This is a genomic window from Pseudobacillus badius, assembly GCF_002189605.1.
GTDB lineage: Bacteria > Bacillota > Bacilli > Bacillales > Domibacillaceae > Pseudobacillus > Pseudobacillus badius.
This window is the reverse complement of the sequence record NZ_MWMM01000003.1, coordinates 393,127-411,626: the sequence shown is the minus strand read 5'-3', so window position 1 is coordinate 411,626 and position 18,500 is coordinate 393,127. Positions and strand designations below refer to the sequence as shown.

The 18,500-nt window shown below is 44.5% G+C and carries 17 protein-coding genes and 1 tRNA gene; 15 read left to right on the top strand and 3 right to left on the bottom strand.

The features are described 5' to 3' along the window. Positions 1-64: 64 nt before the first annotated feature. A complete protein-coding gene (locus B1A98_RS08245) occupies positions 65-547 on the bottom strand; it encodes a competence protein ComK (RefSeq protein WP_063384553.1) in 483 nt (160 codons plus the stop codon). Between the two features lie 703 nt (positions 548-1,250). On the opposite strand from B1A98_RS08245, the gene B1A98_RS08240 reads away from it, so the two are divergent. From B1A98_RS08240 to B1A98_RS08225, 4 genes are all read left to right on the top strand, one after another. Beyond that, positions 1,251-1,502 (top strand): glutaredoxin family protein, encoded by a 252-nt coding sequence (locus B1A98_RS08240; protein ID WP_063384554.1) that lies wholly within the window; start codon positions 1,251-1,253, stop codon positions 1,500-1,502. A gap of 20 nt (positions 1,503-1,522) precedes the next feature. Beyond that, positions 1,523-1,596 (top strand) — tRNA-Cys (locus B1A98_RS08235). A gap of 24 nt (positions 1,597-1,620) precedes the next feature. Continuing rightward, entirely contained in the window at positions 1,621-2,334 is a 714-nt protein-coding gene (locus B1A98_RS08230; RefSeq protein ID WP_063384555.1) for a hypothetical protein, read from the top strand. Positions 2,335-2,386: 52 nt separating this feature from the next. Next, entirely contained in the window at positions 2,387-2,569 is a 183-nt protein-coding gene (locus B1A98_RS08225) for a hypothetical protein (protein ID WP_063384556.1), read from the top strand. Positions 2,570-2,837: 268 nt separating this feature from the next. Here the strand turns inward: B1A98_RS08225 and B1A98_RS08220 are convergent, their stop codons facing one another. After that, positions 2,838-4,580, bottom strand: coding sequence for a methyl-accepting chemotaxis protein (locus B1A98_RS08220; RefSeq protein WP_063384557.1), 1,743 nt, complete (start codon positions 4,578-4,580; stop codon positions 2,838-2,840). Positions 4,581-4,788: 208 nt separating this feature from the next. Here B1A98_RS08220 and B1A98_RS08215 point away from each other — a divergent pair, with 208 nt between their 5' ends. Both B1A98_RS08215 and B1A98_RS08210 read left to right on the top strand, forming a co-directional pair. Beyond that, positions 4,789-5,718: an LCP family glycopolymer transferase gene (locus B1A98_RS08215; protein WP_063384558.1), complete on the top strand. Its 930-nt coding sequence runs from the start codon at positions 4,789-4,791 to the stop codon at positions 5,716-5,718. Between the two features lie 107 nt (positions 5,719-5,825). Further along, the gene (locus B1A98_RS08210; RefSeq protein WP_063384559.1) at positions 5,826-6,473 is read left to right on the top strand and encodes a Bax inhibitor-1/YccA family protein; all 648 of its coding nucleotides are present in this window, start codon (positions 5,826-5,828) and stop codon (positions 6,471-6,473) included. A gap of 170 nt (positions 6,474-6,643) precedes the next feature. Here B1A98_RS08210 and B1A98_RS08205 read toward each other — a convergent pair whose 3' ends face one another. After that, complete coding sequence (locus tag B1A98_RS08205; RefSeq protein WP_063384560.1) at positions 6,644-7,324, bottom strand: hypothetical protein; 681 nt, start codon at positions 7,322-7,324, stop codon at positions 6,644-6,646. A gap of 526 nt (positions 7,325-7,850) precedes the next feature. Between B1A98_RS08205 and B1A98_RS08200 the strand changes: the two genes are divergently transcribed. The 9 genes from B1A98_RS08200 to B1A98_RS08160 all read left to right on the top strand — a co-directional run bounded on the left by B1A98_RS08200 (position 7,851) and on the right by B1A98_RS08160 (position 18,476). After that, positions 7,851-8,597, top strand: coding sequence for a YveK family protein (locus B1A98_RS08200; protein ID WP_063384561.1), 747 nt, complete (start codon positions 7,851-7,853; stop codon positions 8,595-8,597). Next, entirely contained in the window at positions 8,587-9,291 is a 705-nt protein-coding gene (locus B1A98_RS08195; RefSeq protein WP_063384562.1) for a CpsD/CapB family tyrosine-protein kinase, read from the top strand. The genes B1A98_RS08200 and B1A98_RS08195 overlap by 11 nt, the downstream gene beginning before the upstream one ends. 109 nt (positions 9,292-9,400) lie before the next feature. After that, on the top strand, positions 9,401-10,171 hold the full coding sequence (locus B1A98_RS08190) for a tyrosine-protein phosphatase (protein WP_063384563.1): 771 nt from the start codon (positions 9,401-9,403) through the stop codon (positions 10,169-10,171). 352 nt (positions 10,172-10,523) lie between these two features. Continuing rightward, on the top strand, positions 10,524-12,362 hold the full coding sequence (locus tag B1A98_RS08185) for a polysaccharide biosynthesis protein (protein ID WP_063384564.1): 1,839 nt from the start codon (positions 10,524-10,526) through the stop codon (positions 12,360-12,362). A gap of 17 nt (positions 12,363-12,379) precedes the next feature. After that, complete coding sequence (locus tag B1A98_RS08180; RefSeq protein WP_041095290.1) at positions 12,380-13,411, top strand: Gfo/Idh/MocA family protein; 1,032 nt, start codon at positions 12,380-12,382, stop codon at positions 13,409-13,411. A 12-nt stretch (positions 13,412-13,423) separates the two neighbouring features. Next, positions 13,424-14,752: a nucleotide sugar dehydrogenase gene (locus B1A98_RS08175; RefSeq protein WP_063384565.1), complete on the top strand. Its 1,329-nt coding sequence runs from the start codon at positions 13,424-13,426 to the stop codon at positions 14,750-14,752. A gap of 21 nt (positions 14,753-14,773) precedes the next feature. After that, positions 14,774-16,054, top strand: a complete 1,281-nt coding sequence (locus B1A98_RS08170) for a lipopolysaccharide biosynthesis protein (protein WP_063384566.1) — start codon at positions 14,774-14,776, stop codon at positions 16,052-16,054. Between the two features lie 17 nt (positions 16,055-16,071). Further along, entirely contained in the window at positions 16,072-17,376 is a 1,305-nt protein-coding gene (locus B1A98_RS08165) for a hypothetical protein (protein ID WP_063384567.1), read from the top strand. Then, the gene (locus B1A98_RS08160; RefSeq protein ID WP_063384568.1) at positions 17,373-18,476 is read left to right on the top strand and encodes a glycosyltransferase family 4 protein; all 1,104 of its coding nucleotides are present in this window, start codon (positions 17,373-17,375) and stop codon (positions 18,474-18,476) included. The genes B1A98_RS08165 and B1A98_RS08160 overlap by 4 nt, the downstream gene beginning before the upstream one ends. Positions 18,477-18,500 lie beyond the last annotated feature (24 nt).

The window sequence follows — 18,500 nt, the reverse complement described above, 5'->3', positions numbered from 1 at the left end:
AATTTTCTTTTTCTCTTTCTGTAGAAGCAAACGGATCGTGCGGTATGTAGGCTGGATGAAAAAATTAGTTTTCTAATTGTTTCGTGCGGGACATCATGCGCTGGTAATAGTGCAGGCAGTTGGCGGTGCGGCCCAGCTGTTTCTCGAATACCCCGAGTGAGCAGTCGAACGACAAAGAAGTCCCATTGTGAAAGGTAATGGCTAGTTGATCTTTCTTTATTTTCCTGCGGCTCAGCACGTGATGGGCGAAGATCCAAGGGCAGCCGTACTTTTGCGGTGAGGTCAGCGGGAATGCGCAGAGCTGGGTTTGGGGGCAGATCAGCAAAGGTGTCTTACGGGAGTAATTCAGCAGTTTGCGCACCGATTTCAGCCGGCCTTCATACGTCGATAGCCGCTTCATGCAGGCATCCTCAAGCAGAGAGTGGACGGTCTGCTTCGTGCAATACACCCCGTTTACGTCGTAAATGATCGTGTTATACTCCAGATGATATTCTTCGATGAGTGCCATCGTGTTCAGTGAAATTTCGTAGTTTTCGACTTTTTTCATTCAAACAGCCTCCTCCTAAGTAATACCTTCTCTATTATAACATTTTGGTTCTTTTTTAATAGTTAAAAAGAATTATACTCTTGAGAATTTTGTTTTTTAGCTAGTAAAACATTGTTTTTGGGCTTATTTTTTATATAAAAAAGAATTTACTTATAAAAAGGTATAACCGCCAGAATATATTTTATAGTTTTTGCTGAAATCGACTTTACACTTTTAGCTGCATTTGTCGCCCACTTTATTTGGAGAAACGGGTATGATAGCCTTGTTGCAACAGCCATGGTCACTTATCAATAGGAGAATCACAATAGACATTATAGTATACAAATCCAAGATTTAGCCTATCTTCTTCACTCGGTATTTTGAGCGATAATGAATAAGTTCCATGTTTTACCGAGGGCTGTTCGTGAAGTAGTGTATCGCCTTTTTCATAGTAGTCCTCCAGTCAAACAATGCATCCCTATATATGGCACCTCCTCGTATGATCCGTGTATCAAACTGAAGGAGGTGTTTTTATTGCTGCAAAAATCATGAACCATCATCCCCGTCAGCCTACATTTCTATTAGAAAGCTTTGCCACAATTAATTACAGCATAACGGATAGAACTTTATCTTTTCATAGCCGCATCAAAGTATAAAAAATTTAAAAAGAGGTTGTAAAAATAAGAAGCTCCCCTTCTTTACTAATTATAAGGAGGGAGAAGAGATGATGGAAACAAGAATTGTAGTATATACCATGTTTAATTGTCATTTTTGCATCAACCTTAAGAAATGGATGGCCTCACATCTCATTCAATATGAAGAGAGAAATATCATTCAAAACCCAGAATATGAGAAGGAATTTCATGAATTAAATGGGACGGGCCTTCCCTTAGTTATTATTCAAACTAACGGGGACGAAATTAAAGTTGCCGGCTTTAATCAAAGGAAGCTTGAAGAACTGCTAATTAAAAAATAAATACTGATGTTTAGCTCATTGGCAGTATAGCCAAGTGCTAAGGCAAAGGTCTGCAAAACCTTGATCCCCGGTTCGAATCTGGGTGCTGCCTCCATTAAAACAATTGGGAGGAATGATCATGTCGAATGAAATTTATGATTACTTAGAACAGCTTTCGGAGGTAGAATTGAATACAATTGTTGAAGAACTTCAGAAAAAAACTGAATTTAAAACTTTTGTAGATACAATATCTGATAAACATCAATTAGAAAACCTGCAGCATTCTGCAGCAATGGGATATAAGCCTTTAGACCAGACGGATTCAATTTTTGTACAGGTATATTTTGATGATAATCTCACAGTTACCTATGTTCGAAAAAACAATTTTGAATTAATTCAAGGGATAGTTAATCAGGGCGGGGAAACTTTTTCTTACGTACTCTATGAAGAAGAAGTGTATCTCGTCAGCGTATCTACCTTTAGTGAAACAAGCACGGAGATTCGCTGGTCTGCTGAGTCTGCTGCTAAATTACCTGATCAGTATATTATTAAGGAACATGTCCTATCATTGCCGCTTAAAAATGGCTACTACATGGATCATATTGTTGCAGAAGATCTAAATTCAGATTCTAATGTTCAGATTATGAGTAAGTGTTCTACATGTAAGTCAATTTGTAATCACCTTCAAGGAATGTCATGTTCTCTAACTGGAGCGGCTGCTTGTGGAGTGGTTTGTGCAGTAATTGCTGGTCCAGCATGTGTTCTTATCTGCGGTGCTTTATGGTATGTAAAATGTGTTTTAGATAATAAATTGATTTGTGGAACAACTTGTAAAAACCTTGGTTATTGTTAATGAATTTAAATTCTTCCTATTATTGTGTTAAACTTTAATAGGAGGGATGATATTGAACAAAAATATGTTGTTATTAAAAATGTTTTTGTTACTAGCTATTCCAGTATTCACTTTTATTTATTTAAGTAATCATTTTGGAGCAATGCTTTCTGCTTCAACGGGCTTGGTCGCCCTTATGGTTTTAAGCATCCTTTTATTTGCAAGAAAACCAAAAGGAAACACTGAAAAACGGTAGTTTTAATAACTGCCGTTGTTATCTTGATACGAGTAGTTATGTTTTGCTCGCTGCAAAAAGGTAGGCATGAAACAGCTTGCGGTAGAGCAGGTGCCAATTCCTTAGAAAATACTAAATAGAACCTTGACAACTGATTGCACGCATTTTCCTCTTCGAATGTTCAATAAAAGGCGTCCTTTCTTCCACTATAAATAATTTTATTTTTACGATCGTTTGTTTATGTAAACGGCTCTGCAAAGCTTCTTCCCTTTGCAGAGCCTTCTTTCTTCTATTTAAAAACCGCGATGGATTGCTCCAGCTGCTCGGCGAATTGCTTCAGTAATTTTGTTGTTTCTTCAATTTTGTCCATTTGCGCCAATTCTTCTTTGGAAGCATCGGCTACATCAATGGTATCGTTGGCCGTTTGTTTCGTAATCTGGGAGAATTGCTCCAGGGAGGCGAAGATTTCTTCCGACCCGGCGCTGAGCTGCTCCGTGACAGCGGACACTTCTTGGATTTCTTCATTGACCTTTTGGACCGAGTCGAGGATGCCGTTAAATACTTTTCCAGTGTGCTCGACCGCCTCTGTGCCTTTATGGGCTTTAGTTGTGCTTTCATTCATTTCCACGATGACTGTGCGGGTAATGGCCGTGAAGCCAGTAATCAAGCGGGAAATTTCTTCCGCCGAAAACCTCGATTTTTCGGCAAGCTTTCTGACCTCCTCTGCCACGACGGCGAAGCCTTTTCCGTGCTCTCCAGCCCGTGTTGCTTCAATGGCGGCATTTAAAGCCAGCAGGTTGGTCTGGTTGGAGATATCGGTGATGACCTTTGTGATTTGACTGATTTCCTCCACCTGGCCGATCATGCTCCTTAGCTTGTTGGCCGTTTCGGTAATGGAAGACTCTACTTCTTGAATTTCGGCAATGACTTTCGAGATATCCTCATCACTTTGTTCCACTGTTCTTGTCACATCATTCGAAGACTCTGAGACGCTGGCAGAAGAATCGGCAATTCGCTGAATGCCGATCGCCATTTCCTCCATGGCGGTAACGGACTCCTCGGATTGCTGCAGGTTGGTGCGGCTGCCGTCAGCGATATGGTCAATTTTCACGAAAATGTTCTGGTTGGACCCCTTGGCAGAATGCACATCCGATGCCAGCTGATCAGACGTCTGAACGAGGTGGTCGGAAATATCGGCAATGTGGGCCAATAAGGTTTTGATTCGATGTGTCATGCTTTGGAAAGAATCGGCGACGTGCTTGATTTCGTCATTTCCTTTCACGGCAAGGCTGTCAATCAGCTGTTCGGCTTTTTCCAGGTCGCCACCCTGGATTTCGCGCGCCGTCTTTGAGATGACGGACAGCGGAGCCAGCCGTTTTTTCGTGTAGAAGAATAACAGTACGCTGGATCCGGCAATCAGGAACAGCAGGACAGCGAGATAGACCGGAAGCGATTGGGAAATGACGTTGTTTTGGATGGCGCCTACATCCTCCGCCATGATGTCGACACCCAATAGGCCGATGATCTCATTATTTTTGTTTTTGATAGGGGCAAAAGCTGACAAGTATTTGCCATACTCCGGATCATCCACGATGCCGGTCGATGAGTATCCGCCTTTGATCGCGGGCTCCACATCGGCAAATGACGTGCCGGTGGTCGGGGCGCCGATTTCGGCGGCATCCTCTGCCTCTTTGGCTGAACCGTCGACAAGAATGGTTATTTCTTTGTTTTTCTCATTCAATATGTATACATAGGCGGCGCCTGTCTTTGTCTGGTAGTCTCCGAGCTGTTCCCGCAGCTTCCAGTACTCTGCGGATTCCGAAGGGCTGTTCAGGAATTGTTCAAACGTGTCGGTATCCAAACCGGCTGCAATGTTTTTGGCTGTGTTGATGCTGAAGTTAGAGATTGTCTGCTCGACTGTCATTTTTGTATTTTTGAACAATATAATAGTCGTGACGATCAGAATCAGCAGCATGGCCGCCAATAAAGGCAAGGTGATCTTAGTGCTGAGCTTTCCTTCTCTCGATCTCATAAAATTTTCCTCCAAATGAACATTTTACTATGTATATCGACGGGTTCTAAAATAAGTAAAGTGAAAAGAGGGAAGAAAAAGAATTATCTAACAAATTAGATGGAATTTTAAGTATTTCCCTTCTTTTTTCTTGCTAAATACCTATTACATGATAATCTAATAAAGTAGTACATTGTACGTGGGGATTTTGAAAAGGAGAATGGAAACAATGCAAAGAAGCAGGACGAGACAAAAGCGGAAAAAAAGAAAGTTTTTAAGTATCATCTTACTGATCATACTGGTCATTGGAGCGATTTTCGCCTTTCGTTTATATTCTTCATTTAATAACGCGCTTGATAATATTGTAAATAAATCAGCACTCGAAAAGTCCGATAAGCGTGAGAAGGAAGTATCATTGGAAAATAAAGAGGCGTTTACTGTATTGCTTCTTGGTGTAGATGAACGGGAAGGAGATAAAGGCCGTTCGGATACGATGCTTCTTATGTCTGTGAACGGGAAGGAAAACTCGGTTGAAATGCTGAGCATCCCGAGGGACACGCGCGTCAATATTGCCGGCAAAAACAAAAAGGACAAGATCAACCATGCTTATGCTTTCGGCGGGGTGGATATGTCAGCGAAAACCGTGGAAGAGTTTCTGGATATTCCGGTAGATTACTATGTGGAAATGAACATGGATGGGTTTAAAGACCTCGTGGATGCTGTTGGCGGTGTCACAGTGGATAATCCATTTGCCTTTTCTTACGGCGGAGAGAGCTTCAAGCAAGGAACCATTCACTTAAACGGAGAGGAAGCGCTCCAGTATACGAGAATGCGTAAAGAGGATCCAAAAGGCGACTTCGGGCGGCAAGCCCGCCAGCGCCAGGTTATTGAAGGCATTCTTGATAAGGGAGCGAGCATGCAGTCGCTGTGGAAGTACAATGATATCCTGGGCGCGCTGAAATCAAATATGCAGACGAATGTATCGGTTGATGAAATGATGGATATTCAAAAGCATTATGCCGGTGCCAGAAACAACATGAAGCAAGAGCAAATAGAAGGAACCGGCCAGAAGATCGACGGCGTTTATTATTATCTAGTGCCGGATGAAGAGCGGGACAGAGTGTCCAGCATCTTTAAAGATCATTTGAACTTGCAGTAAAAATGGCTCGATAGGCAGGGAAAATAAACTTTTTTCCTGCTTCTTTTTTGAAACCTTTTGCGCGTCCGTGCGTATAGGTTACTAAATCAATAATGGAGGAGTAGAAGATGTCATCTTATACAATACCTGAAACGTCCAACCCTAATCATCTGAATGCGGTGTTGCGGGCGTTTGCGCTGTCACTCGGAGTTGGGGTGATTGGAATGAGCGTGGGTACGGTTGTTCCGCCGGCGCTGTTTTTGCCGCTAGCTATCCTGGAAATTCTCTTGCTGGTAGGCGCATTCTTCCTGCGCAGAAGAAAAGCGGTCGGCTACACGTTCTTGTATGCATTTAGTTTCTTGTCAGGCGTGACGACTTACCCGATTGTTTCCTACTATTTAATGACTTCCGGCGCACAAGTCGTTCTTGGGGCTTTAGCCTCCACGTTCGTTGTATTCTTTGCTATGGCGGTTGTCGGCACAAAAACGAAAAAAGACTTGTCTTTCTTAAGCGGCTTGCTGCTTACCGTCTTATTAGCGCTGATTACACTGTCGATTATGAATTTCTTTTGGCCGTTTTCTTCCGCGGCGATGCTGGTTTATTCCATCATCGGCACTGTGCTGTTTTCGATGTATGTGATGTACGACTTTAACCAAATGAAGCGTATGACTATTACAAGCGAGATGGTTCCGCTTTTGGCGCTGAACCTGTATTTAGACTTTGTCAACTTGTTTATCAATCTGCTTCGCGTCATCGGCATTTTGAGCGACGATTAAACAGAAGGACCAGCCCTGATACTTCAAAAGTATCGGAGGCTGGCCCTTCTTTTTTTATCGTTTTCTTCAAGACCAAAATCCAGTTATGCGTGCGATTAAGACAGCTGACAGATCATAGAAGAAGGGGGCTATCTCTATATCGAGAGTAGCCCCCTTATCGGGTTCAGCAATCACAAGCTGCCGGTCACTTTTTTCAGCAGTTGATCTTTTTGCTCTTTTTTCGCCTTTTCATAGCTGGTTTTAAATGATTGAGCATGGGACGGACTATAGTCGTTCTTTTTTAAGTCGTTCTGCAGTGATTTGTAGACGGTATTAAAGGCGGCATCTGTTTTGGCTTCGACAGTATCCGCCGCGTCTGTATATTTTTGATAGAAATAAGCGGGATTAATCTTTTCACCTTTCGCCGCTTTGTCGGTATATTCATTTTTGGCTTTCCCGACTAAAGCACCTAATTGGGTTTTAGCCTGTCCCTCCAAGTGGCTGAATGTAGGGGCGTACCGTTTTTTGATCTCTTCAACTGTTGCTTTTGTATCTGATGTCTCGGTGGGTTTTTTCTGATCTGGCTGGTTGTTTTCAGCCATCCATGTTTCAGGATCGATCGTTTCCCCGTTCTCCAGTATGTAATGGCCGTTTTTGTCAATCCACACACTTCCGTCCTTGTCTCTCTTGACTCCTTCGGGAAGGGGAGTATCATCTGGCAGCTTCAGGCTATATTGTTTTTGCGTGATTTTGTCTACATCCTGATCTTCAACATCATATTCTTTGACATTTACGAAGTAATAAATGGCAGCTCCGGCGCCGATCATCATGACGAGTAAAGCGGCCAAAGCAATCTTAATGAATGTTCTCATGCAATTACCATCCTCCACCAATTAATCTTTTAGTAGTATAACATGCCTTGTGGAAAATAATAGTTACACGAGTAATACATTTATAAATTGGTATTATATAACTATTTATAAGTTTGTATTTAAATGCAACAATAAGGTTGAGCAAGATGCTTAATTTTTACAGCTAGTTTGCTTTATTCACTTATGCAAGCCATATGAACAGTTGCAGGAAGGCGGCGGAAAAGGACAAGCCCTTGCAATAAAGAGGCCAGCTCTCATGCCATCAGCCAGCTTATCGTCGGGCCGATGGGACAAAAAGGGAAGCGCCAAGAAATCAAAGGTGCATAGGCGGACAGATTAGAAGAGAAGCAGAATGGCGGTGGTTCAATCAGTTTCCGGGGAAAGTGGCGGATATGTAATTTTTAAAGCGACTATTACAGCAATGTTAACTTTTTATAATATTAAATTACATTTATGGAAGTATATTCTTCTTGTGCTATAATTTCCGTAATTCATTCTGTTTTCGACAACGACTGAGGAGGATTTTATGGAGGAAACCATCAGCTTACGAGAATTGGCAGCTACACTCAAGAAACGATTCAAGCTTATATTGCTGGTTGCGTTTGCGACAGCTTTGGCCAGCGGAATCATTAGTTATTTTGTGCTTAGCCCTGTTTATCAGGCGTCGACCCAATTGCTTGTCAATCAGGCAAAGTCTGAACAGCAGCTATACAATCCAGCTGAGGTGCAAACAAATCTGCAATTAATTAATACATATAACGTGATCATTAAAAGTCCGGCTATTTTGGAAAAAGTCGTTCAGAATCTGGATTTGGATATGACGGCGGCAGAGGTAAATGGAAAGATTAACGTTCAAAATGAAAAGGACTCACAAGTGGTTAATGTGGCTGTGCAGGATGAAGATCCGGCCATTGCTGCGGATATTGCAAACGAGACTGCCCGCGTGTTTCAAAGCGAGATTGTTAAGATTATGAATGTGGATAACGTCAGTATATTGGCTAAAGCGGAAGCAAACGGAAAGGCCGCGCCTGTGAAACCTAAGCCTGTGCTGAATATTGTGATTGCTTTAGTGGTTGGATTAATGGGGGGGATCGCTCTTGCCTTCTTACTTGAGTATATGGATAACACAGTAAAGAATGAGCAGGATGTTGAGAAATTGCTTGATCTTCCTGTGCTTGGGAGTGTGACAATCATTGATGAGGCAAGCAAAGGAAAAAGCCCTGGCTATGCAGGCAAAAAAGCTGTTGTAAGGAGTGAAACGATTGGTTCTTAAAAAACAGAAACATAAATCGCTTGGGCAGACGAAACGGAAATTAATCACTGATGTCGACCCGAAATCGCCTATTTCTGAGCAGTACCGGACGATTCGGACAAATATCCTCTTCTCCGCAGTGGATCGTGACATACAATCCTTGCTCATTACCTCTGCAGGTCCCGGAGAGGGAAAGTCCACAACAGCCGCTAATCTGGCTATTGTCTTTGCCCAGCAGGGGAAGGATGTACTGTTAGTAGATGCAGATATGCGGAAGCCGACGATGCACTATACGTTTAATTTCACAAATACAATTGGACTGACCAATGTGTTAGCCAAGCAGAAAAGCATTTCTACAGCTGTGAAAGAAACGGAGATACAAAATCTTTCCGTGCTGCTTTCAGGACCTATTCCGCCTAATCCGGCTGAGCTGCTAGGTTCCCGTGTGATGGCAGAGTTTCTTCAAGAAGCCTGCCGTTTATATGATCTCGTTATTTTTGACACTCCGCCTGTGCTAGCGGTCACGGATGCCCAAGTTCTGGCGAACCAATGTGATGGAACGGTATTCGTTGTGAACAGCGGCCAGACAGAAGTGGACAGCGCCGTTAAAGCAAAGGAATTGCTGCAGGCAGCAAAGGCTAAACTACTAGGCGTTGTATTAAATAACCGCAAAATAAAAGAAACAAATCATTACTATTATTATGGAAACAAGTAGCTTTTTAAGCTGCGAATCACACAAAATCAGTAAATACACATCTATCCTACTAGGATAATTATGTGATTTTTTTCATTGTTTGTCAAGTAAAAAAGAAGGAGATGAGAGCATGCTTGACCTTCATTGCCACATCTTGCCTGGTGTAGATGATGGGGCTTCTACGCTTGCAGAAAGCCTTGCCATGGCGAAAGAGGCAGAGCAGCAAGGGATTACCTGTATTGTAGCTACTCCTCACCATAAAAATGGCGCATATGAAAATACGAAAGCAGATATATTAGCGAGCGTTGAGCATTTAAACGAAGAGTTAAAAAAGGCTGATGTGAATGTGGATATACTGCCGGGACAAGAAATCCGGGTGTATGGAGAGCTGCTGGAAGACTATGAAAAGGGAGAGCTTCTTACGATTGCCGGAATGTCTCCTTACCTTTTTATTGAATTCCCTTCCGGTTCTGTTCCTCATTACACGGAACAGCTATTTTATGACATTCAAATGAAAGGCATCCTGCCTGTAATCGTTCATCCGGAGCGCAACAGCGAATTTATGCAGAAGCCGGATCGGCTGTACTCTCTCGTTAAGAACGGGGCGGCCACCCAGGTTACGGCTGCCTCCTATATCGGAAAGTTCGGCAGGAAAATCCAGCACTTTACCGAGCAGCTCATTGAAGCCAATTTAACTCATTTGCTGGCTTCCGATGCTCATAATACTAGCAGCCGCTCATTTAAACTGGTTGAAGCCTATACACGGCTAGCCAACAAGTTAGGCGATGACCATGTGTTTTATTTTCAGGAAAATGCAAAGCTGCTTGTCAGCGGAGAACACCTTCACAAAGAGCCGCCGGAGAAAATTCATAAAAAGAAGAAGCTTTTGGGCATTTTCTAACTTCTACATAGCAGGATTTCATCCAGCTTCTTTTTCGCGGAAACGTATGGATAAATATACGAAAAAAGTACTAAAAATACATTGACTATGGAAAGATGGTGATGTCTCCTGACCGTTATCAACGGAGGCACTCGGCTGTACTGTGGGCTTGGGTGATCCCGGGCCTTAGACGCGAGTCGTCAGTGGTGCAGTGTGAGGGTGGGTTAGATGCCCGTTTTTTTCTCTGCTAATCAGTTAGTCTTTAGGCAGTTTTGCGAAGACAGCTAATAAAAGCTCATTTTTCTAAGTGGTTTTCTATTAGCTGTTTTTACATAACACTATGACTTTTGAAAACTGAGAGAGGTGAATATTGTTGACGTACCAAAAAAGGCTGTCCTTTTTAGCTGCGCTTGATTCAGCTATTGTTTTGTTTTCCATTTATATCGGCTATTTCCTGCTGCACCCTTACATTGACATTTACAATGCGGGAACACTGGCCGTCAGTTCGATTTCGCTTTTAATCAGTCATCATTTGTTTGCCGCTCTTTACAGGCTCTATCAGAAAGCCTGGGAGTACGCCAGTGTCCATGAATTGATCGCCATTGTGAAAGCTGTGACGTTATCAGTCCTTGTCACAGCTATTGTTCAGCTGATTGCTTTTCAGGATATTTATGTCCGGGTTCTTTTAATTACCTGGATGCTGCACATCCTGCTCATCGGCGGCTCCCGCTTTTCCTGGCGCCTGTACCGCAACCACTTTATTGCCCGGGATAAAGAAAAGAAGCGAGCGTTAATTGTAGGAGCAGGTTCCGGCGGATCGATGGTCGTGCGACAGCTGCTCAGCCATACCGATGCAGATTTTCGTCCGGTAGCTCTAGTGGATGATGATCATAACAAGCAGCGGCTGCAAATCCATGGAATCACAGTAGCCGGAAAAACAGCGGATATTCCGAGGCTGGTCAAGCAATGGAAGATCGACCATATTATTATCGCTATTCCCTCATTGAAGCGTTCTGAAATCCAGCATATTTATAAGCAATGTGCCAAGACGAGCGCGAAAGTACAAATTATGCCGCTGATTGAAGATGTGATTACCGGCCGTGTACCAGTCAGCCAATTTCGCGAGGTTCAAGTAGAAGATTTGCTTGGACGCGATCCGGTGGAACTGAATATTGAAAGCATTGCCGAGTATGCGGCCGGCCGCACGATTCTGGTGACAGGGGCGGGCGGATCGATCGGTTCGGAGATTTGCCGCCAGATCAGCACGTTTCAGCCCCGGAAAATTATTTTAGTCGGCCATGGAGAAAACAGCATCTATCAAATTGATTTGGAATTGCGCAACCGCTGCAAGGGGAGCATTGAAATCATTCCTATTATTGGCGACATTCAGGATCGGGAGCGGATGTTTCATGTAATGGAAGAGTACCGGCCGGATGTTGTGTACCATGCGGCTGCCCATAAGCATGTTCCGCTGATGGAACACAATCCGCAGGAAGCCGTGAAAAATAATATTTTCGGCACAAAGAATCTGGCAGAGGCTGCCAGTGCGGCAGGTGTCAATAAATTTGTGCTTATTTCCTCCGACAAGGCGGTCAATCCAACCAATGTGATGGGGGCAACGAAGCGTTTGGCAGAGATGATTATTCAGCAGCTGGATAAAGAAAGCGAGACGCGGTTTGTGGCTGTCCGGTTCGGAAATGTCCTTGGCTCAAGGGGAAGCGTCATTCCTTTATTTAAAAAGCAAATTCAAGCCGGGGGACCCGTAACTGTCACTCATCCTGATATGACCAGGTACTTCATGACCATTCCGGAGGCATCCAGGCTTGTGATCCAAGCGGGGGCGCTTGCCAAAGGGGGAGAAATCTTCGTATTGGATATGGGCGAGCCTGTCAAAATCGTGGACCTTGCCAAAAATCTGATCAAATTATCAGGGTTCAGCATAGAAGAGGTGGGCATTAAGTTCTCCGGTATCCGTCCGGGCGAAAAAATGTACGAGGAATTGCTGAACAAAAATGAGATTCACCCAAATCAAGTGTTTCCGAAAATCCATGTCGGCAAAGCAGCCCAAGTGGAGCCGGAGGTACTGTGGGAATTTATTGACACGCTGCCTTCCAAAAGCAACAGAATGCTGAAAAAAGAATTAATCGAAATTGCTAATGCCAAAGATGGGTTACAGCGCCTGATGAAGGAAGTCAGCGGGCTACTAATATAGAAAGAAGGGGTTTAGTCATGAACTTTGCCATTGTAGGCTGTGGCTTTATTGCGAAAAAACATGCGAGAGCGATCGAGGATATACAAGGAGCACAGCTTGTAGCTGTCTGCGATAAAGAACCTAAAGCGATGGAGTATTACACGGAGGTGTATGGCGCGGCTCCCTTTGTTGAGCTATCCGAGATGCTGGAAAGAGAAGAGATTGATATTGTCTGCATTTGTACGCCGAGCGGCCTTCATGCGCCGCTGGCAGAGGAAGCGGCGAAAGCGGGAAAGCATATTATCCTGGAAAAACCGATGGCAATGAACTTGAAAGAAACCGATCAAATTATTTACGCCTGCAAGGAGCATAACGTGAAGCTGGCCGTTGTCCATCCCAATCGATTCCGTCCGGCTGTGCAGGAGCTGCGGCGTATCCTGGACCAGGGCCTATTGGGGAAAATCAGCCATGTGAACGCCACAGTTAATTGGAACCGGAACCAGGAATATTATGATCAGGCGCCGTGGCGCGGCACTAAGCAATACGACGGCGGCGTGTTAATGAACCAGGCGATCCATACCTTGGATTTACTGCTCTGGTTCATGGGGCAGCCGGAACAAATCTTCAGTATGGAAGCGACGCGCCTGCGAGAGATCGAAGCGGAAGACGTATCAACCGGGCTGATCCGTTTTGAATCGGGAGCGATCGGAGTAGTGGAGACCTCGACTACCGTTTATCAAAGCAACTTTGAAGAGTCGATTACTATATTTGGAGAGAAAGGCACAGTGAAAATCGGCGGGCCGAATGCCCTTTATTTTGAATGCCTGACCGTTGAAGGGATGTCGGAGAAAGAGACCGAGGAGATCTTAGACAAGGTCAAGGCTGACCCGTGGGGCAAGCCTGGCCACCAGTGCATTATGGAAAACATGATGAAAGCCATCAAAGAAGACCTCGAGCCGGCCGTCACCGGAGAAGATGGCCGGGCAGCCTTGGGACTTGTTCTTGCTTTTTATGAATCAGCTGCCAGAAATGAACCAATCTATCTGAAGCCTGTTAAAGTATGCATGTAAAGGGGAGTATTTATGACAACACAAACGATGACTCACACAGCAGAACAGCTAATTGCCAAATTGAAAAATAAAACAGCTATCGTCGGGGTGGTCGGCCTTGGCTATGTCGGCCTGCCGCTGGCGGTGGAGAAGGCAAAAGCCGGCTACCAGGTTATTGGATTTGATGTGCAGCAGGAAAAAGTCAGAAAGGTCAATCGCGGGGAAAATTATATTGGCGACGTAGTAGCGGCCGACCTGGAGGAGCTTGTCCAGTCAGACCAATTAAAGGCGACGGCCGATTATTCATTTATCGGGGATGTGGATGCCTTGGCCATTTGTGTGCCGACGCCGCTTGATGTTTATAAACAGCCGAACATGGAATATGTGCAAAACTCTGCTAAGGCGATTGCCAAGCACATGACAAAAGGAACGCTGGTTGTCCTGGAAAGCACGACTTATCCCGGCACGACAGAAGAATTGATTAAGCCGATTCTTGAAGAAAGCGGCCTTGTATGCGGACAAGACTTTTTCCTTGCGTACTCCCCGGAACGGGTAGATCCCGGCAATAAAGATTTTAACACGAAGAACACGCCAAAGGTCGTTGGCGGCATGACCGATGCTTGTACACAGGTGGCTGCTACGATGTACCGCTCTGTACTGGAAGGAGATGTCCATGAAGTATCCAGCCCGGCCGTTGCTGAAATGGAAAAGCTGCTTGAGAACACCTTCCGCAATATCAACATTGCCCTGGCTAATGAAATGGCGATTTTGTGCAACAAAATGGGCATAGATGTGTGGGAAGTGATTGACGCGGCGGCAACGAAGCCATACGGATTCATGGCCTTCTATCCGGGACCGGGACTCGGCGGCCACTGCATTCCAATTGATCCGTGGTACTTGACTTGGAAGGCGCGCGAATATAACTATCATACGAAGCTGATTGAAACAGCCGGGGAAATCAATGACAGCATGCCGGAATTCGTGATTCAGCGCTGCATGGAAATTCTGAACGAGCAGGGAAAAGCGCTCAAGGATGCCAACGTTGTTGTTTTAGGCGTAGCTTACAAAAAGGATATTGATGATTACCGGGAGTCACCGGTGCTGCCTATTCTTGAAAAGATGACCCAAGCCGGCGCGCGCTGGACAGTGGCGGATCCGCATGTGCAGGAATTCAAGCTGAAAGGGAAGCTGTATCAAACGGCCCGATTGACGGAGGAGCTGCTTGAGCAAGCCGACTTGACGGTCATCGCGACGAATCACAGCTTGTTTGATTACGAGATGATCATGAAAAAATCACAGGCTATATTTGATACCCGCAATACTTATCGCAACAAGGAACAGAGCAAATATCTAAAATTGTAAATAATCAGGGAAGTGCCTGTGATGAACGTAGTACAAAGAATACATTCCAATAGATTTCTAAAAAACTTTGCGGCGCTGTTTTCCGCTACATTGTTTGCCCAATTAATCAATATTGCGGCTTCACCTGTCCTTACAAGGATCTACAGCCCGGAGGAATTCGGTTATTTCAGCTTTTATTTGTCTGTTTGTGCTTTACTGATCGTTTATACGACAGGCAGATATGAGTTTGCGATTAATACGGTGAAAACAGAAGCGGAGAGCCAGCAGCTATTCAAGGTCGTCACTGTTTTCTCCACACTCTTTGCTGTCCTGCTGCTGGCGGCGGAGCAACTTTTCTATGAACCGATCATTCGCTTATTCAAGCTGGAGGGGGCGTCCTCGCTCTTGTTATATATTCCGCTCACGCTTCTTGTCATGGGAATTTCCCAGGGGCTGAATTATTACTTGAATAAGTACAAGGCATTCGGGGTGCTTTCGAAAGGGAAGGTGCTCCGAAGCTCTGTCACCAGCGGCGCTTCTATTGCTTTTGGCTTCACAGGGCTGCAGTCGGCCGGGCTGATTCTAGCGAATGTCCTCGGCTATGCCGTTTCAAACGTCTATCAAACGAGGGTCAAAAAGATTGGTTTTTTATTTAATCTTCGCGAGTATAAGGCCCGGTCATTGGCAAGAACGGCGGCGCGGCACAAGCATTACCCGCTGTACAACAGCACCTCGGCTTTTTTTGACAACATGGCTGTCCAAGCGCCGGTCTTTATTTTAATGCGCTTTTTTTCGGAGGCTGTTGTCGGTTTTTACAGTTTAACCATCCGGGTGGCGGCGATGCCGATCTCTCTGATCTCGGCTTCGGTGGCTCAAGTGTTTTTAAGTGAAATCGCTGAACTGCATGCCGAAGGCCGATCCTTTTTGCCTGTAGTGAAGAAAGTACTTATCCTGCTTGCCGGTATTGGCATTCTTCCTGTTGTGCTGCTTGTTATCGCAGGCCCATGGGGGTTTGCCCTTGTATTCGGCGAAAAGTGGCGCATGGCGGGAGAGCTTTCGCAAATCCTGGCTTTCGGCTATTATGCAAAATTCGTTGTTTCACCGCTCAGTGTTGTATTTTTTGTGAAGCAAAAGGTGAAGCTGCTTTCAATGATTCAAGGAATAAGAGCGATTTCGACTCTTTCTGTGCTTTGGATCAGCTCTGTCTATTTCAATATTAAAGGCGTTGTTTTCGTATACTCCATTCATGAATTGCTTTTTTACAGCCTATATTTATTTTCTATCTTTCACATTAGCCGGGATAACGATCACACACGCAGTTAAATAAATATACTCATTGCTTGGAGCGATACATTATAAAGACAAAAATCGTAACGTTCATTTCTTTAATTGCTTTAAAAATTCTCTTGGAATACAGTTACACGGCAATTATTCATCCCATTTTTGCCTATGAAGGCTTTATTCTGCATGAATCTTTTCCGAAAATGTTTGAGTCTTATATATTAGCCTCAATTATTTTTCTGACGGCTATTTCTTTGCTGGAGCATAAAAAAGCGCCTAGCAAAATAGTCATCTATTTAATCATTGTCTTATTGTATATTCCGTTAACGGCATTGTTTTGGCTGCAAAATCAGCCGCGGCCGTTTATTTATGCCATTACGGTTTCTTTATTGATGATTATGTTGATCGTCAGCTTATTTTCGAAGATACGCTTAGTGCAGCTTGAGGAAGGAAAAAGTGTCACGTTTTTCATTATCGGCGGGATGTCCCTTATCGTTTACGGATTGTTAATTGCACAGGGAGGATTAGGCCGCATTAATTTAAACCTAATGGAAATTTATCAGGTGCGGGAGGCGTATGCCAGCACGAACAATAAAGTGCTGGCCTATTTGCTTCCATGGCAGGCTCATGTCATCAACATGCTGGTGATCGCTGTGGCCATGTACAAACGAAAGTACAAGCTGGCCGGCCTGTTTATCGTACTGCAGGTGTTTCTCTTTTCGATGACAAACTTTAAAAGCTTTTTGTTTGCCCCGCTGGTTTTAATCGGGTTTCAGCTATTCGAGAAAACAAAGCTGAAAGACAACCTGTTATTTGTGATCTCTTTCGGCTCATCGCTGTTATTGTCGATCTGCCTCCTGGTTTATCATTTTTTCGGCTCATTCTATTTGGCGTCTATTTTCGTCAGACGCTTGTTTTTCGTGCCGAGCAACCTGCATTACGTGTATTATCACTTTTTCGAGCCGATCGAAAAGTATAAGCTTTCCCATTCTTTTTTAAGTTTTATCAATGACAATATCTATCAGATGACGCCTGTCCAATTGGTGGCGCTCGCTTACTACAATAAAGAAAATTTTGCTCCGAATGTCGGTTTTTTCGGAGATGCCTATTTGAATTTTGGTGTGTTGGGGATTTTGGGGTTTTCATTGCTGCTCGGGCTGCTGCTAAAGCTGATTGATACAGCGTCTGTCTCACTGCCGCCCTTTTTGGCTATGTCGATCCTGGTGATCCCTTCGATGTCATTGATTAACGCGGCCTTCTTCACTTCCTTGCTGACGCATGGGATTTTGTTTGCCATTTTAATGCTTTGGCTGGCTAACAGTTTGTTTATAAATGAAATCAATACAATAGGGAGTAAAAAATGAAAATATGTCATTTAACCTCAGTCCATCCTTACAACGACACGAGAATATTCATTAAAGAGTGCCGCTCCCTTGCTGCATCAGGCTATGAGGTGCATTTGGTTGTGCCGGACGCTCCTGACGCGGTTATTGGCGGGGTGCAGCTGCATGGAGTGGCGAAAGAAAGCGGGAACCGTTTCAAAAGGATGACAAAGACAGTTGAGCGCGTATTCAACAAAGGATTAGCGATCGATGCGGACGTATATCACTTCCATGATCCCGAGCTCATCCCTGTCGGCTTAAAGTTAAAAAAAGCGGGCAAAAAGGTCGTTTATGATGTGCACGAAGATGTGCCAAGGCAGATTTTAACGAAAAAATGGCTGCCGGGTTATCTCCGTAAAGGGATCTCTGCGGCGTTTGAGCAATTTGAAAACCGGGCGGCGAGGAAGTTCGATGCGATCCTGGCAGCCACGCCTCATATAAGAGACCGGTTTTTGGCGTTGGGGTGCAAAGCCCAGGATATTAACAATTATCCGATACTGGAGGAATTGAGGATTGACAATGTCTCCTGGGAGGAGAAAGAAAATGCAGCCTGCTATGTGGGCGGAATCACTGCCATACGCGGAATTCGCGAAATGGTGGAGGCTTTGCATTTAACAGAAAATGTGTCCATGCTGCTTGCCGGAAAGTTTGTGGCAGCTTCGGAAAAAGAAACGGTAGCCGCTTTGCCGGGCTGGTCGAGGGTGCATGAGCTGGGTTATTTAAATCGTGAAGGCGTAAGGGAGATATACCGCAAATCAAAGGCCGGGCTGGTCGTTTTGCATCCGACAGTTAACTATATTGATGCCCTGCCGGTAAAGATGTTTGAATATATGGCTGCCGGGCTGCCGGTCATTGCTTCTGATTTTCCGCTTTGGAAAGGCATTATAGTGGAAAAGGGCGGCTGCGGCTTATGCGTGGACCCATTGGATCCGCAGCAAATTGCTTCGGCTATCCAATGGCTGGTCGATCATCCGGCAGAAGCAAGGCAAATGGGCGAAAACGGCCGGAGAGCGGTAGAAACCGAGTATAACTGGGAAAGAGAAAATGAAAAGCTGCTGGCAGTCTATGAGAGCCTGGCTTAATAATTACGATACATAAGGAGTTTG